This is a genomic window from Zoogloea sp., assembly GCF_023150065.1.
Classification (GTDB): domain Bacteria; phylum Pseudomonadota; class Gammaproteobacteria; order Burkholderiales; family Rhodocyclaceae; genus Zoogloea.
Genome location: NZ_JAKLLN010000027.1, coordinates 41,080 through 56,347, shown reverse-complemented (window position 1 = coordinate 56,347; position 15,268 = coordinate 41,080). Strand labels below are relative to the sequence as shown.

Sequence of the window (15,268 nt, the reverse complement as noted above, 5' to 3'; positions counted from 1 at the left end):
GCGCTGGATATGAAAACGCCGGCTGAGGCATTCGCTTTAGCAGCGTGACCTGTGCAGGATTTGGTGGGTCAATACAGAACTTTGATAAGTCATCCGGCAAATCAGCTTTCGACGCGCCCTGCTTGACTGCCTGCTTTGCGCCGGCCTTCATCAGCTTGTAGAACAACTCTTTGTCTTCAATAGTCATGACTATCTCCTCTGTCTATGGATACCCAACTTTGTTTTAGGGCGACAGCTCTGCCGGATAACTTGACCAGCAAGTGATTGTTCAAAAACGCAAACTACCCACAATGCAAAATAACATGACAGGGAAACAGTAGCCGACGGCATATCAGAATGACCGGATTCATGTAGCACGTAGGCCGAAAGCATACCGGCGCGCCCGAATGGCCGCTATCTTCATCAGACAGGGACAGGCCGCTCCTGGCCGGCAGCGGCCTGTCGCATTCCTGCCACCAGACGTCCGCGTCGGCCGAACAGCGCTCATTCACCCCATAACCTCCTACGCTATCCCCAACGAATAATGCCTCTTGAGGGTGTCGTTATGGTGTGTGCCGACGGTTACGAACGGAGCATGACAGTTGGTGCTGGCGCGGGCAGTGAAGTGCTTCACTCGCGCGGCAGCTCGCCCCCTGTTGCCGCCTACCCCAGCCGCCCGATTCTCTCGCTCGCTGCGTTCATGTGCGCTCCCAGCACCGCAATACACCCCCCAAACCGTTCGCTGAAGCCTTCTGCCGCCTGGACTCGCTCGATGAAGCGCCGCGCCAGCACTTCCGCCTCTCGCCAGACCCCGTTGCTCACGCTGGCGTGGATGTTCGCCGCGGGCAGGGTGTTGGGCAGGCCGCCGCTGTGGCGGGGGGCGAAGGCCATGGGGGGCATGTCGTAGGCGGGGGCGAGGGTGTAGGGGCGGCCTTGATCCGTGATGAAGCTCAGGTTGCCGCCATGCATGTCGGTGTTGCCGATGAGGGTGCCAAAGGCCCACAGGCGGGCGGCGTCCTGGGCTGCACCGGGCTGGATGTGGCGGTCGGTGGCGAGGCTTTGGACGAGCTCTGGCCAGGGGCCGGTGCCGGCGCCGAGGAATTCGGCGTCGAGGGCGGCGAGGGAGAGGATGGCGCGGCGGCCGAGGGGGCCGATGCGGTCGAAGCGCTCGACTTCGAGGAAGCGCTGGCCCTGGTGGTCGATGACGCGGCTGGTGGCGGCGGGGATGCCGGCCTGGCGCAGGGTTTCGAGGGCGAGGTGTTCGGCGAGCAGGAGGTCGCGCCAGCGTTCGGGTACGGGGCCGGCTTCGGCTTCGGAGAACTTGACGATGACGTGCCTGGGGCCGTCCGGGGTCTGGGCGCAGGCGGTGAACTTGGGCTGTTCGCCACCGGCGGAGGAGCCGGGCAGTTCGCCTTGGGCGGCTTCGTGGGCGAGCCGGGTGTAGGCCTCGGCCTTGTCTTCCGGAAGGATGGGGGTGGGCTGGGGGGCGGCGATGAAGTGATCCCGGGCCTGGTCGCCGGTGAGCAGGTTGCCGATGAGGTCGTGGCCGTGGGCGAGCAGGGCACGCAGGGCGTGGGTGTCGGTCCAGTCGCCCAGGCGCGGGGGCAGGCCCAGGGCGTGGCCGTGGCGGGCGGCGTAGGCCCGGCCGAGGTAGCCTTGGGGGCGCATGTCATACAGCCACCATGGGAGGCCGGGGCTGTGCAGACGGGGGCCGTCGAAGGGCTGCATGACGAAGCCGTCCGGGCAGACGGGGATGAGTGTGCCGATCAGCTGGATACGCCCCTCGGGGTCGACCCGGTGAATGGGGATGTCCGGGAGCCCGCGGCGTGGGTCGCGGAGGGTGTACTGAATAGATCTTGCGGCGCCGATGCGCACCACGTCGGCCGCCATTGTGCCCAGCGCGCGGGACAGGCTTGGCTGGCTTATGCCAATTTTTTCAGTGAGTTGGCGGGCGGTTTGGGGGCCGCGGGTGAGTTGCAGCCTGATGGCGTCGGCGTGCGTGTCCATGGATTTGAATGGATGTGTGAATAGATACTCTGGTCCATTCTAGGGTGTCCTTTCAGCGCTGACCAGCCGTGCCGTCGCGGGCGATGGCGACCATGCCGGTGATGGTGCCGGTGGCGTCGCGGATGGGGGCGGCGTGGAGGTCGGTGTGGCGGGGGGTGCCCTTGAGGCTGCGGCTGCGGTAGCGGAGGTGGCCGCGGTGGCCGCCCAGGATGCGCTGGCGGAAGGCGAGGTAGTCGGCGAGGTCGTCGGGGTCGATGAGTTCTTCCATGCGGGCGGTGAGGCCATGGGCGAGGTTGTCGGCTTCGAGGTTGCGGATGCAGGCGGGGTTGAGCCGGCGCAGGCGGCCGCTGAGGTCGAAGACCTTGACGCACTCGGGCTGGCTGTCGAAGACGGCCTGGAGGTCGGCTTCGCGCTGGATGAGGGCTTCTTCGGCGAGGTATTGCACGGTGACGTCGTAGAGGCTGAGGAGGGCGCCGACGGGCTCGCCGTGTTCGAGGAGGGGGACCAGTTCGATCTCCCAGATGATGTCCTGCCAGTCGGTGTGCAGGCGATGGTAGCTGCGGCTTTGGCGGCCGTGCAGGCACTGGCCGATGTCGTGGCGGAGGCGGGTTCGGATGGGTTCGGGGAGGAGGTCGGGCAGGGATTGCTGGGCGAGGGTGGCGGGGTCGTGGGCGATGAGCCGGGCGAAGGCGGGGTTGGCGACGATGCAGCGCTCCAGCGGGTCGATCATGGCCAGCCCGCAGGGGGCGGTTTCGATGATGGCGGCGTAGGCCTGGAGTTGTTCCCGGTCTTTTTGGCGGGCCTGCTGCAGGGCGATTTCGTGCCGGTGCTGGCTGCGCAGCCACAGGGTGAGCAGCCCGGCGGCGATCAGCAGGAGCAGGGCCAGCCCGCCGGCCCAGCGCAGGTTGGTGATCCAGGCGTTGTCGTAGATGTCGCGGGGCACGGCCACGATGGCGCTCAGGGGGTAGCCGGTGACGCGGCTGGCGGCGCGGGCGCGGATCTGTCCGTCGAACTCCGAGGGGCCGACCTCGAAGGCTTGATTGCTCGTCTGCCGGAGCAGGTTGCCCGAGGAAGTGCGCCCGACCTGATCGGGGAGCATGGGGTAGCGCATCATCAGCTGCCGCTGGGCGTTCCACAGGGAGATGGCGGTGCCGGGGGGCCAGTCGATGGAGGCGTAAAACTTGGAGAGCTGCTCCTCGACCCCCAGGCTCACCACTACCACGCCGAGGAAGCGGCCGTTGCCGTCTTCAACCCGCCGGGCCACCTGGATGGCCCACTCGGCGCTGGTCTTGCCGCGCACGGTGTCGGAGATGGCGGTGCTGTTGCCGTGGGCGGCTGCCAGGCTGCGAAAGTAGGGGCGTTCGTGGATGCGGGTGCCGTCGGGCACGCTGGTGGCCGATGACAGCACCAGGCCGTTGGCGTCGGCGATGAAGAGGTTGATGGCGCCGGGGAGGTTGCGCAGAAAGGACTGGAGCAAGAGGCGGTTGCTCTCGGGGGCGATGGGGGATGCGCCGGTGTGGGCGGCCTGGCTGAGCTGGTGGAGGACGCGCGGGTCGTTCATCACGCCCTGGGCGGCAAGCTCGGCAGAGCGGACGATGCTGCCGGCGTGCTCCGCCAGGAGGCGGGAGTAGCCTTTGACCGACAGGGCCATGCGCTCATGGGTGGTCTGGCGCTCCAGGGCGAGGCCGGCGGCCATGACGGCCAGGAGCACCAGCACGCTGCCCCACAGGGCGATCAGGCGCAGCTTCATGATGCAAGCTCCAGGGGCCGGGGCTGACGCATGAAGTCCGTCATCCAGGCGGCGGCCTCGGGGGCCGGAACGGGCCTGCTCAGCAGATAGCCCTGGACGCAGTGACAGCCCATGCCCTCCAGGATGTGCAGCTGGCCGTCCTTCTCGACGCCTTCGGCGAGGGTACGCACTTTCATGGCGCCGGCCATGGTGATGATGGCGTCGACGATGGAGAGATCGAACTGGGAGGTTTCGAGGTCCTCGATGAAGCTGCGGTCGATCTTGAGGCAGTCGATGGGCAGGCGGTGGAGCTGGCTGAGGGACGAGTAGCCCACGCCAAAATCGTCGATGGCGATGCTGACGCCGATGCTGCGCAGCTGTTCCAGCAGCTGCATGGTTTCCACCCCGTCGGAGGAGAGGGTGGATTCGGTGATTTCGAGTTCCAGCCGCTGGGGCTCGACGCCGTTGCGGAACAGGGCGGCTTCGATCATCTCGGCAAAGTTGGCGCGGATCTCGCTGGGCGAGACGTTGATGGCGATGCGCGGCACCTCGAGGCCTTGCTCGTCCCAGTCGCGCAGCTGGCGCAGGGCCATGTCGAGCACCTTGCGGGTGACCTCGCCGATGAAGCCGCGCTGCTCGGCCAGGGGGATGAAGTGGTCGGGGGGCAGGATGCCGAAGTGGGGGTGGCGCCAGCGGACCAGGGCTTCGACACCGCACAGGGTGCCGGCGCTGAGGTTGGCCTGGGGCTGGAAGTGCAGGATGAGCTCGTCCCGGCGCAGGGCTTCGCGCAGGTCGGTGTCGAGGGCCTGGGTTTCTTCGGCGCGCTCGCTGAGGGCGCGGGAGTACAGGCAGGTCTTGTCGCCGCCGGTCTGCTTGGCCTGGTACATGGCCAGGTCGGCGTGGCGCAGCAGCTGGTCGCCCTGGCCGCCGTGCTCGGGGTACATGGCCACGCCTACGCTGGCGCTGAGGTGCAGGGTGTGGCCCTTGGCGATGAAGGGGGTGCGCAGGCTGTTGATGATCTTGGTGGCCACCTGCACCGCGTCGGCGTGCCCGGCGATGTCGGCCAGGATGACGGCAAATTCGTCGCCCCCCAGGCGGGCCACGGTGTCGGAGTTGCGGATCACCTTGGTCAGCCGTTCGGCGGCCTTCACCAGGGCGTCATCGCCCACGTCGTGGCCCAGGGAGTCGTTGATGGGCTTGAAGTGGTCCAGGTCGATGAACAGCACGCCGATCCGGGTGTGGCGGCGCTGGGCAAAGCGGACATGCTGGTCGAGGCGGTCGCGGAAGGTGGCGCGATTGGGCAGGGCGGTGAGCGGGTCGCGGGTGGCCAGATGCAGGATGTGGGATTCGGCGGCGCGGCGGCGTTCGGATTCCTGTTCCAGGTGGAGCAGGCGGCGGCGCAGCTCGATTTCGGCGAGGACGCTGCTGGCCAGGGTCTTGAGGGCGCTGCGCTGGCCGTCCGAGAGATGCCGGGGCTGGTGGTCGATCACGCACAGGGTGCCCACGGCCTCGCCCGACGGGAGCACCAGGGGCACGCCGGCGTAGAAGCGGATGCGGGGGCCACCCGCGACCAGGGGGTTGTCGTGGAAGCGGGGATCTTCCAGGGCGTCTTCGATCACCATCATCTCGTTGCGCAGGATGGTGTGGGCGCAGAAGGCGATGGAGCGGGAGGTTTCACGCACTTCGGTGCCGCAGTGGGACAGGAACCACTGGCGGTCTTCGGTGACCAGGGAGATCAGGGCGATGGGGGCATCGGTGATCCTGGCGGCGAGCTGGGTGAGGTTGTCAAAGGCTTCCTGTTCGGGAGTGTCCACCAGGTGGGTGCCGTGCAGTGCCTCGAGGCGCAGGGATTCGTTGTTGGGCAGGGGCGGCAGCAGGGCGTCGATCTGGGCCAGGCACTCGGCCAGCTCGGTGCTCTTGTCGAAGAAGCCGTTGGCGCCCAGCTGCTGGCAGGCCAGGCGCAGGGATTGCCCGGTGTTGTTGGTGAGGATCAGGACCCGGGCGCCGCAGCCGGCTTCGCGGATCTTCCTGAGTACATGTACGCCGCTGCCCGGGGCCAGGGACAGGTCGAGGAGCACCAGGTCGGGCTGGGTGCGCAGGATCAGGGCCGTTGCCTCGGTTTCTTCGGTGGCGGTGCCGACGATCTGGATGCGCGGCTGCTGCCGCAGCAGGCGTTGCAGCTGGGTGCGGATCAGCTCCGAGTCTTCGACGATGACGGTCTTCATGGCAAGCTCCTGCGGGTGTTCTTTCATGCTCGCAGTGTTGCCCGTGGCGGGGTTTTGGCGTATCAGGCGTTCGCTCAAGCTCGCATCAGGTTTACCGGTTTGGGCTGTAGGGGATCACCTACGTGCGGTCGCTGAGGAGGTCGTGCTGAAGGCAGTAGCGCACCAGGTCGGAGTTGTTTTCCACGCCGAGCTTGTCGAGGATGCGGGTGCGGTAGGTGGTGACCGTCTTGGGGGAGAGGCGCATGGCTTCACCGATCTCGGTGAGGCGCCGCCCTTCGGCCAGGAGCAGCAGGACGCGGTATTCCTGGGGGGAGAGCTCTTCGTGGGGGGCCTTCCTGGCCTCGCCGGTCATCAGGCTGGCCAGGTGGTCGGCAACCACGTCGGTGATGTAGCGCCCGCCGGCCATGACCCGCTCGAGGGCAATGGTCAGCTCGTCGGCGGCGCGGTCTTTGTTGAGGTAGCCGGCGGCCCCCAGCTGCATGGCGCGGGTGGCGTAGGCCAGCTCGTCGTTGAGGCTGAGCACCAGGATGCGCAGCCGGGGCGCGGCCCGGCGGAGACGGATGACGCTCTCCAGGCCGTCGGTGTCGGGCAGGTTCAGGTCCACCACCGCGGCATCGGGCTCGCCCTCACGCAGGGTCTGCAGGGCGGCGGCGAGGGTGCTGGCTTCCACCACGTCCGCGTCGGGCCAGCGCCGGGAGATGAGCTGTCGAACACCGAGCCGGACAATGGGGTGGTCTTCAAGGAGCAGGATCTTCATCGGGTGGGTCGCCATCGGGTCGGGATAACGGGATCTGCAGGCTCACGACGACGCCGCTCCCGTGGGGGGCGTTGCCGATCGCGAGGCTGCCACCAAGCAGTTCGGCCCGTTCCTGCATGCCGGCCACGCCCAGGGCGCCGGGCCGGCCGGCCGTGGCCGACATGCCGATACCATCATCCATGATTGTAATCCCGTAGCAGGAATTGTCCTCAACCCGGCCGGTCACCGCAAAGTGGCTGGCCCGGGCGTGGCGCAGGACGTTGGTGCTGGCCTCCTGGATGATCCGGTAGGCGGCCAGGGCCTGCCGTTCGTTGAGGATGTCGGCGTCGTCGAGGCGCACCGCATGGATGATGCCGTTGCCGCGGAAGCTGGTTTCCAGCAGCTGTTCGACGGCCGCCTGCAGGCCCAGGTCGTCGATCAGGGGGGGGCGCAGCTCGGAGGCGATGCGGCGGGCGGTGGCGACGCCCAGATCCAGGGCAGTGATGAGTTCGCGCTCCTGCTCCTGGGGCAGCACGCCTTCGGGCAGCCCGCGGAAGATCATCTTGATGCCGGTGAGCACGGCGCCGATCTGGTCGTGGACTTCGCGGGAGATGCGCTGGCGCTCGGCCTCGACGGTGCGTTCCTGCTGGTCGGCAAAGCGCGAGATGCGTTCCTTGGCAGACTGCAGCTCGGCGGTGCGTGCATCGACCCGCTGTTCGAGGAGGCGTCCGTATTCCTCAACCTCGGTGAGTGCCCGGTGCATCTGGTCGAGCTCGGTGATGCCCGCCGACTGGCCCGCCGCCACCTCGCCCCGCAGTACGGCCTTGGTGGCCTGCACGGTGTCGCGGATCGACAGGCTGATGCGTCGGGACAGCCAGATGGCCAGACCCAGGCCCAGGGCGAGCATCGCACCCCCCAGCCCGACGAGGATCTGCACGTCCTGCTTCCAGGGGGCAGCCAGGGATGCCTTGGGCACCCCGATTGCCAGGTACCAGCCCCAGGTGCCGATGGGGCGCAGGGCGGTCTGGGTGACCACGCCTTCCTTGGTGACGCCTTCCCACAGGGGTTCGGTCCGGTTCTGGATGGCCGCCACCAGTTGGGGTGAGCCCTGTTGCCCGACGAACTGGTCTGGCGACAGGGAGCGGGCGATGAAGCGCCCGTTGGCGTCGGTAACTGCCGCGACCCAGCCCGGTGGCAGCTTGTCGGGGCTGATCACGGCGTTGATCGTGTCCACGTTGAGGATGGCACGCAGACAGTAGGCCACCTTGCCGTCCTGCATCACGGGCACCGCCAGGGCCACCAGGAAGCGGTCGTTGATCGGCGAGCGGAACACGCTGGAGGCCACGGGATTTCCGGTGCGGAAGACCTCCTGGGCGGCGGCGATCTGGGCCGTGGGGGTGGTCTGCCCGTAGGGCAGCGAGGACAGGAAGAGCATCTTCCCGTCCCTGTCGATGAGGGTGACGGCGATGATCTCGGGGTTGCTGTCGCGGATGCGCCGGGCGATGTTGTACAGGCCTTCGACATCGCCCCGGGCGGCCGCGTCGGAGGCCGCCAGGCTGGCGATGTAGCCGAAGTTGCGGGCCAGCACCTGGCGCACATTGGCCGCCAGGGTGTTGGCCCGGGTGGTGAGGTCGGTTTCGATGGTGCTGCGCCGCTCGTCGGCATAGCGGTAGGCCGAGTAGCTGGCGAACAGCAGCAGGGGCAGGGAGGGCAGGAGGACCAGCAGGAGCAGCCAGGTCATGATGCCTGCGCGGATCTTCATGGGCCTCCTTGTGACACGGGTTTCAGGGGAAATGCAAACTTACCAGATATTCACCCGGCTTTTCTTGGGGGGGGCGTGCAGGGGTCAGGCCGGGCCGGGCGCGGCTACTTCGATAAGCCAGTCCTTGAGGGCGAGGGCGGCGGGGCGCAGGGGCAGGGCGCGGGGGTGGATCACGTAGTAGCCGGCGCTGAGGGGCAGGGCGTGGTCGAAGGGGGCGTAGAGGCCGCCCTGGGCGAGCTCCTCTTCCACCAGCAGTGGGCTGGTGAGGACGAGGCCTTGCCCCTGCCGGGCGGCTTCGATGGCCATCACGCCCTGGTCGAAGCGGATCTGCGGGAGCTGCTCGATCTGTGCGGCGCTCAACCGGGTGAAGCGCTCCAGCCAGATGGGCCAGTGGGGGTGCATGGTGGTGGTGAGCAGGGTGGCGCGGGCGATGTCGTCGGGCTGGGCCAGGCCGATGGCGGCGGCGTAGCCCGGCTGGCAGTAGAGCCGTGCCTCGTCGGTGTGGAGCAGGGTGGTTTCCAGCGCAGGGTCGTCGCCGTCGAAGTAGCGGATGGCCAGGTCGATGCCGTCGCGCTCGAACTCCACCAGGGTGGTGGTGGAGTTGAGGTGCAGGGCGATGTCCGGGTGGCGGGTGAGGAAGCCGGCCATGCGCCGGGGAAACCACTTGGCGGCAAAGGTGGGGGGCATGGACAGGGCCACGCTGCGGCTGCGCTGGTGGCGCACCCGCCGACTGGCGTCGGCGATGCGGGCCAGGGCGGGCTGGATCTGCTGCCAGTAGGCGAGCCCGTCGGGGGTGGGGGTGATCTGCCGCACCTGGCGGATGAACAGGGGCAGGCCGAGCCATTCCTCGAGTTTCTGGATCTGCTGGCCCACCGCGCCGGGGGTTACGCAGAGCTCGCTGGCGGCCGCAGAAAAACTGCGGTTCCGCATCACGGAATCAAGAAATACGAGTGCTTTGAGGGGCGGATAGGTGTTCATGGGATAGAAAAACTATTTCATGGTGCATCTTAAATGATTTGTGGCGGGTGCCGCGCGACGGGACAATCTCCAGCCAGACAAGGAGGTGAATCGTGTTCCAGAGCGTGCGTCGTCCCGATGTGCTGGCCATTACCCTGGCGGCGGCCGGCATCCTGATGGTCACCATGGGGATCCGTCAGTCCTTCGGGCTGTTTGTCAGCCCCATCAATACGTCCACGGGCCTGGGGGTGGCCACCATCAGCTTTGCCCTGGCCATCGGGCAGTTTGCCTGGGGGGCGATCCAGCCTATTGCCGGTGCGGTGGCCGACCGCCATGGCCCGGCGCCGGTGTTGCGCGCCGGGCTGGTGCTGCTGGCCCTGGGCTGTGCCCTCACGCCCTTCATGGACAGCGGCTTCGGGTTGGCCGTGAGCCTTGGCCTGCTGGCCTCCATCGGGTCGGGGGCGGGGGCCTTCTCGGTGCTTATCGGAGCGGCGGCCCAGCGTCTGCCGGCGCCTTCCCGTGGCACCGCGTCGGGCATCATCAACGCCGGCGGGTCGTTTGGGCAGTTTGTGTTTGCGCCGCTGCTGCAGCGCCTGATCCAGTCGTTCGGCTGGATGGGGGCGCTGTGGTCGATGGCGGTGGTGGCCCTGCTCACCCTGCCGCTGGTGGGGCGGCTCGCTGGGGCGGCCACGCTCCCGGCTGCGGCCGCCGAGGGGCAGGGCGGGCTGGGTCGCGCCGTGCGTGACGGGCTGCGCGACCGCAGCTATCTGCTGCTCCACGCGGGCTTCTTCACCTGCGGTTTCCACATCGCCTTTCTGGTCACGCATCTGCCCGGCGAGGTGGATCTGTGCGGCCTGCCGCCCAGCGTGGCGAGCTGGTCCCTGGCCATCATCGGGCTGGCCAACGTGGCCGGCAGCCTGTATGCCGGGGCCTGGGTGACGCGCTACCGGAGCAAGCACGTGCTGGCGGCCATGTATGGCTCCCGGGCGCTGCTGATCGGCGTGTATCTGCTGATGCCGCGCACCGAATGGACCTACTACCTGTTTGCCGCCGGGCTGGGCTTTACCTGGCTGGCCACGGTGCCGCCCACGGCGGCCCTGGTGGGCAAGCTGTTCGGCACGCGCTACCTGGGTACGCTGTTCGGGCTCACCCTGCTGTCCCACCAGATCGGTGGCTTTCTGGGGGCCTGGTTGGGCGGGCTGGCGGTGACACAGTTCGGGGATTTTTCGTGGATGTGGTACGCCGACATGGCACTGGCCGCCCTCGCCGCGCTGGCCAACCTGCCCATCCGCGAAGCACCGGTGCAGCCCGCCGCCCAGCCCGCCTGAACCCTAACCCCAACAAGGAAAGACCGTACCGTGAGCACACTCCGCGATGACATCTCCATCACCCACCTCAACGAGATCGGCCAGGAATACCTGCCCGGGGCCCTGGGCCTCGAGATGGTCGAGCTGACCGAAGGCAGCCTGAAGAGCCGCATGCCGGTGAAGAGGCTGCACTTTGCCCCCAACGAGTTTCTGCACGCGGCCAGCGTGGTGGCCCTGGCGGACACCACCTGCGGCTACGCCACCGTGGCTCACCTGCCGGCCGGGGCGACGTCGTTCACCACCATCGAGCTGAAGAGCAACCACCTGGGCACGGTGAAGGAGGGCAGCATCGCCTGCCACGCCACCGCCCAGCACCTGGGGCGCAACACCCAGGTGTGGGACGCGGTGGTCACCGACGAAGCCACCGGCCGCAAGATCGCCCTGTTTCGCTGCACCCAGATGATCCTGTGGCCGCGTAGCTGAGGCCGGCTGTTACCCGGGGGCCTGCCCTGGGGCGGGCAATTTGCCCGATGTTGCGGGCGATTTTGCCCATCCCGGGGGCGGGGGCTATCGGGGTGGTGCGGGATGTCTAGAATCCGGAGAAAAGACTACAACGCCGTCCAATACCCGGAGACAAGCCCCCATGCGCCCCACCCGACGTTACTTCTCCCTGGCCCTCGCCGCCTCGCTGTTGACCTGTTGTCTGCCGGCCCAGGCCGATGAGCAGATGGACACCATCCGCAAGCGCGGGCGGTTGAAGGTGGCGGTCTATAACAACTTTCCGCCGTATTCCGATGCCGGCAAGGGCATCGATGTGGAGCTCGGCCAGGCTCTGGCCGCCAGGCTGGGCGTGGAGGCCGAGATCATCAGCTTCATGAGCGGCGAAGACATGGGCGATGATCTGCGCAACATGGTCTGGAAAGGGCATTACCTGCGGGGTGATCCGGCCGACGTGATGATGCGCGTGCCGGTGGACCCGGTGTTCGCCGAGGCCAACGACAAGGCGCGCATCTTTGGGGCTTATCAGCGCGAGGTGATGGGCATGGCCCGGGTGGCCAGCCGGGTGCCGGTGCCCAGCGGTTCGGCGGCCATTGCGCTGGAGGTGTTCACCCGGGAGAAGGTCGGCGTCGAGGGTGACACCCTGGCCGACTCCTTCCTCGGCGGCGTGATGCAGGGGCGGATCCGCTCCAACGTCGTGCATTACCGCTCCATCGAGGAGGCCGCCAAGGCCCTGCGGGAGGATGGCATCGTGGCCATCATGGCACCCATCGGCGAGCTGGAGGCGGCGCTCCGGGGAGACACCCGTTTCGTCATCGACGAGGTCAAGCTGGGCGAGCTGAGCCAGAAGAGCTGGCCCATCGGCATGGCCGTGAAGGCCGAGGCGGACGAACTGGCCGGCAGCCTGAGCACCGCCCTGGCGGCACTGCAGAAGGATGGCACCGTGGAGGCTATCTTCAAGCGCCACGGCGTGACCCTGCGCTCTGCCCGCTGAGCGCGACTCGAAAGGGATTGATGATGCGTCTCCACACCCGCCTGCTTGCCCTCGTCGGCACCCTCGCACTCGCGCCGGCCTGGGCGGCCGACATCGAATGGCCGACCTACGGCCTTGACCACAGCAACCGGCGCTACGCCGCCATTGACCAGATCAACACCGGCAACGTGGCCAGGCTGGTCCGGGCCTGGACCTACCGGAGCGGGGTGAAGGCCACGTTTCAGGCGACCCCCATCATGGTGGATCGCACGATCTTCCTGTCGCTGCCCTTCAACCACGTGGTGGCCCTGGATGCCGTGACCGGCAGGGAGCTGTGGCGCTACGAACACGCCCGCAAGAAGGACTACCCCCTGTGCTGTGGCCCGGGCAACCGGGGCGTGGCGGTGGCCGACGGCAAGGTGTTCATGGGCACGGTGGATGCCAGGCTGGTGGCCCTGGACGCCAAAACCGGCAAGCTGCTATGGGACATCGAGGTGGCCGATGGCGGCAGCGCGCCGGCCGAATCGGTGAACACCCTCACCGACTCGGACCCCCTGCGCAAGGCCAGCATCGCCGGTACCTCGGGGGTGGGCATCGCCATGGCGCCGGTGGTGTACAAGGGCAAGGTGCTGATCGGCGTCACCGGCGTGGGCTACGGCCTGCACCTGGATTCCGACCGGGACGGCGCACCCCTGGGGGCGGTGGTGGGCTTTGCGGGCAACTACGGCCGGTCGGGGTTTCTGGCGGCTTTTGATGTAAACACCGGGCGCCGGGTGTGGCAGTTCGACACCATCGCCCCGGTCAACTGGGAGGGCGAGTTCCGCGCCACCACCCCCGACGGCATGCCCCTGCACCGGGACATCGCGAAGGAGCGGGCCGATCTGGCCAAATACCCCGACGCGGCCCGCTATGGCGGCGGCTCGGCCTGGTCCACCCCGGCCATCGATGCCCGTCACGGCCTGCTCTACTTCGGCACCGGCAACCCCTCACCCCAGATGGACGGCACCTCGCGGCCGGGGGACAACCTCTATTCCGTATCCCTGGTGTGCCTTGACGTGGACACCGGCAAGATCCGCTGGCATTACCAGCAGGTGCCCCATGACCAATGGGGCTACGACGTAGCCAGCCCGGCGGTGCTCTTCGACTATCCCCATCAGGGCAAGGTGGTGCCCGCCGTGGGCCAGGCTGCCAAGATCGGCTGGTACTACATCCATAACCGCCTGACCGGCGAGCTGCTGCGCAAGTCGGACGAGTTTGTGGAGCACCGCAACACCTTCACCCGGCCGACCCCGGAGGGGCAGGTGATCCTGCCCGGGGTGCTGGGCGGCATCAACTGGTCGCCCACCTCGGTGGACGAGGCGCGCCTGACGGCCTACGTGCCGGCCATCCACTGGCCGGTGAAGTACACCAAGCAGCGCATCCCCGCCACGGCGAGCAAGCCGGCCGTGGAATACACGACCCTTGAGCCCCTGATGGACGTGCCCCGCTGGGGCGTGCTGTCGGCCATCGACCTGGCCTCGGGCCGGATCAAATGGCAGAAGAAGACCGAACAGCCCCTGGTGGGCGGCCTGCTGGCCACCGCCGGCAACCTGGTCTTCATGGGGGAGGGCAGCGGGCGCTTCAATGCCTACGATTCCGCCGCGGGCGAGCTGCTGTGGAGCGACCAGCTGGACGCTGGGGTGAATGCCCCGCCGATCACCTACCAGATCGACGGCGTTCAGTACGTGGCGGTTGCCGCAGGCGGGAACCAGATCTTCGGCTACCGGACAGGGGACAGCTTCCAGGTTTACAGGCTGGGGAAATAATCGTGTGAGGGATCGATACTTCCGAACCAAGGCGTGACAAAAGCTGTCAATGGGAATTGCCTTTACAGGAGAGAATCCGGGGCCTTGCGCGGGGTGTATCAAACCCGGCGCGCTCAGCCCTCCTGAGTTCCCATGATCCATGTCACTCCATTCCGCCATCGGGGCTCTGCCCGGTGAGCGCAAAGTTTTTGTCCTGCGGCCTGCTCATCATCAATGAGCGGGCCGAACTGCTGGTGGGGCATTCCACGGGCAACGAGCACTGGGATCTGCCCAAAGGCCTGATCGAGCCCGGCGAGGCACCCATCGACTGCGCGCTGCGCGAGACAAGCGAAGAGTTCGGGCTGGCCTTCGAGCCGGCCTGCCTGATCAACCTGGGGCGCCATCCCTACTACCGCGGCAAGGATCTGCACCTGTTTGCCGTGGGTGTCGATTCCGCCGAGATCCGGCCGGAGCAGTGCCTCTGCACAAGCTATTTCCCCCATTACCGGACGGGCGAGTCGGTGCCCGAGATCGATGCCTACGCCTGGGCCACTGACATGAGCCTGGGCGTACGTCTGGCTGCGAGCATGCGGCGCCTCCTGCTGGGCAGAAGCCTGCTGAGCAAGGCCCGGCACCTGCTTGGCATATCCAGCCCGTCCCCCCACGACGGGATTGGCCGCGCGCTTTTCTGACCGGGCGCCCGGGCTTCCATGGCCTACAGCATTGCCGTACCGGTCTGCAGCGAGCTGCTCATCAAGAAAAGCCGCTTCATCGGTTGCGTGCAGGCCGTGCCCGACCGGGCTGCGGCCCAGGCCATCGTGGCCGCCCTGCGTGCCGAGCATCCGGGCGCCGCGCATGTGTGCTGGGCGCTGCTGGCCGGTGGGCATTCGGCGGCGGTGGATGACGGCGAGCCCGGCGGCACCGCGGGCCGCCCGATGCTCGACGTGTTGCGCCACCAGGATCTCGAAGGCGTGCTCGCCACCGTGGTGCGCTATTACGGCGGTGTCCGGCTGGGGGCTGGCGGCCTGGTCCGCGCCTACACCGACAGTGTCGCCCAGGCCCTGAAGAGCGCCCGCAAGATTCCCCTCGTCCGGTTGCGTACGCTGCTGTGCGCCGTGCCCTACGCGCTGGAGGGGGTGTTCCGGCGCGAGATCGACGCGGCCGGTGGTGCCCTGTTGAGCGTGCAGCACGGCGAGCAGGTGGAGCTGAGCTTCAGCGTGGCGGAAGGAGAGGCGGAGGCCTTGATGGCCCGCCTGAACGAAGCCGGGCAGGGGCGGGTGAGCTGGCGGGGCTGAATGGCCGGCGGTGGAC

13 protein-coding genes are annotated in these 15,268 nt (G+C 67.7%); 6 read left to right on the top strand and 7 right to left on the bottom strand.

Annotation, left to right across the window (positions count from 1 at the left end):
- The 7 genes from L6Q67_RS21095 to L6Q67_RS21065 all read right to left on the bottom strand — a co-directional run.
- The coding region (locus L6Q67_RS21095; RefSeq protein WP_296574462.1) for a hypothetical protein at window positions 1-187 on the bottom strand (187 nt) is incomplete at its 3' end.
- Window positions 188-642: 455 nt separating this feature from the next.
- A complete protein-coding gene (yjjJ, locus tag L6Q67_RS21090; RefSeq protein ID WP_296574459.1) occupies window positions 643-1,986 on the bottom strand; it encodes a type II toxin-antitoxin system HipA family toxin YjjJ in 1,344 nt (447 codons plus the stop codon).
- Window positions 1,987-2,038: 52 nt separating this feature from the next.
- Complete coding sequence (locus tag L6Q67_RS21085) at window positions 2,039-3,736, bottom strand: PAS domain-containing protein (RefSeq protein WP_296574455.1); 1,698 nt, start codon at window positions 3,734-3,736, stop codon at window positions 2,039-2,041.
- On the bottom strand, window positions 3,733-5,940 hold the full coding sequence (locus L6Q67_RS21080; protein WP_296574452.1) for an EAL domain-containing protein: 2,208 nt from the start codon (window positions 5,938-5,940) through the stop codon (window positions 3,733-3,735). The genes L6Q67_RS21085 and L6Q67_RS21080 overlap by 4 nt, the downstream gene beginning before the upstream one ends.
- Before the next feature lie 118 nt (window positions 5,941-6,058).
- A complete protein-coding gene (locus L6Q67_RS21075) occupies window positions 6,059-6,697 on the bottom strand; it encodes a response regulator transcription factor (protein WP_296574449.1) in 639 nt (212 codons plus the stop codon).
- Window positions 6,678-8,438: a cache domain-containing protein gene (locus L6Q67_RS21070; RefSeq protein ID WP_296574445.1), complete on the bottom strand. Its 1,761-nt coding sequence runs from the start codon at window positions 8,436-8,438 to the stop codon at window positions 6,678-6,680. Before L6Q67_RS21070 ends, L6Q67_RS21075 begins: the two co-directional genes overlap by 20 nt.
- 84 nt (window positions 8,439-8,522) lie before the next feature.
- Window positions 8,523-9,416 (bottom strand): LysR substrate-binding domain-containing protein, encoded by an 894-nt coding sequence (locus tag L6Q67_RS21065; RefSeq protein ID WP_296574442.1) that lies wholly within the window; start codon window positions 9,414-9,416, stop codon window positions 8,523-8,525.
- A 92-nt stretch (window positions 9,417-9,508) separates the two neighbouring features.
- On the opposite strand from L6Q67_RS21065, the gene L6Q67_RS21060 reads away from it, so the two are divergent.
- The 6 genes from L6Q67_RS21060 (at window position 9,509) to L6Q67_RS21035 (ending at window position 15,252) form a co-directional block, all read left to right on the top strand.
- Window positions 9,509-10,723: an MFS transporter gene (locus L6Q67_RS21060; protein ID WP_296574439.1), complete on the top strand. Its 1,215-nt coding sequence runs from the start codon at window positions 9,509-9,511 to the stop codon at window positions 10,721-10,723.
- A gap of 30 nt (window positions 10,724-10,753) precedes the next feature.
- Entirely contained in the window at window positions 10,754-11,185 is a 432-nt protein-coding gene (locus L6Q67_RS21055) for a PaaI family thioesterase (protein ID WP_296574436.1), read from the top strand.
- Between the two features lie 160 nt (window positions 11,186-11,345).
- The gene (locus tag L6Q67_RS21050) at window positions 11,346-12,194 is read left to right on the top strand and encodes an ABC transporter substrate-binding protein (RefSeq protein ID WP_296574433.1); all 849 of its coding nucleotides are present in this window, start codon (window positions 11,346-11,348) and stop codon (window positions 12,192-12,194) included.
- 20 nt (window positions 12,195-12,214) lie between these two features.
- Complete coding sequence (locus tag L6Q67_RS21045; protein ID WP_296574430.1) at window positions 12,215-13,978, top strand: PQQ-binding-like beta-propeller repeat protein; 1,764 nt, start codon at window positions 12,215-12,217, stop codon at window positions 13,976-13,978.
- A 173-nt stretch (window positions 13,979-14,151) separates the two neighbouring features.
- Complete coding sequence (locus L6Q67_RS21040) at window positions 14,152-14,649, top strand: NUDIX domain-containing protein (protein ID WP_296574427.1); 498 nt, start codon at window positions 14,152-14,154, stop codon at window positions 14,647-14,649.
- An 18-nt stretch (window positions 14,650-14,667) separates the two neighbouring features.
- A complete protein-coding gene (locus L6Q67_RS21035; protein ID WP_296574424.1) occupies window positions 14,668-15,252 on the top strand; it encodes a YigZ family protein in 585 nt (194 codons plus the stop codon).
- Window positions 15,253-15,268 lie beyond the last annotated feature (16 nt).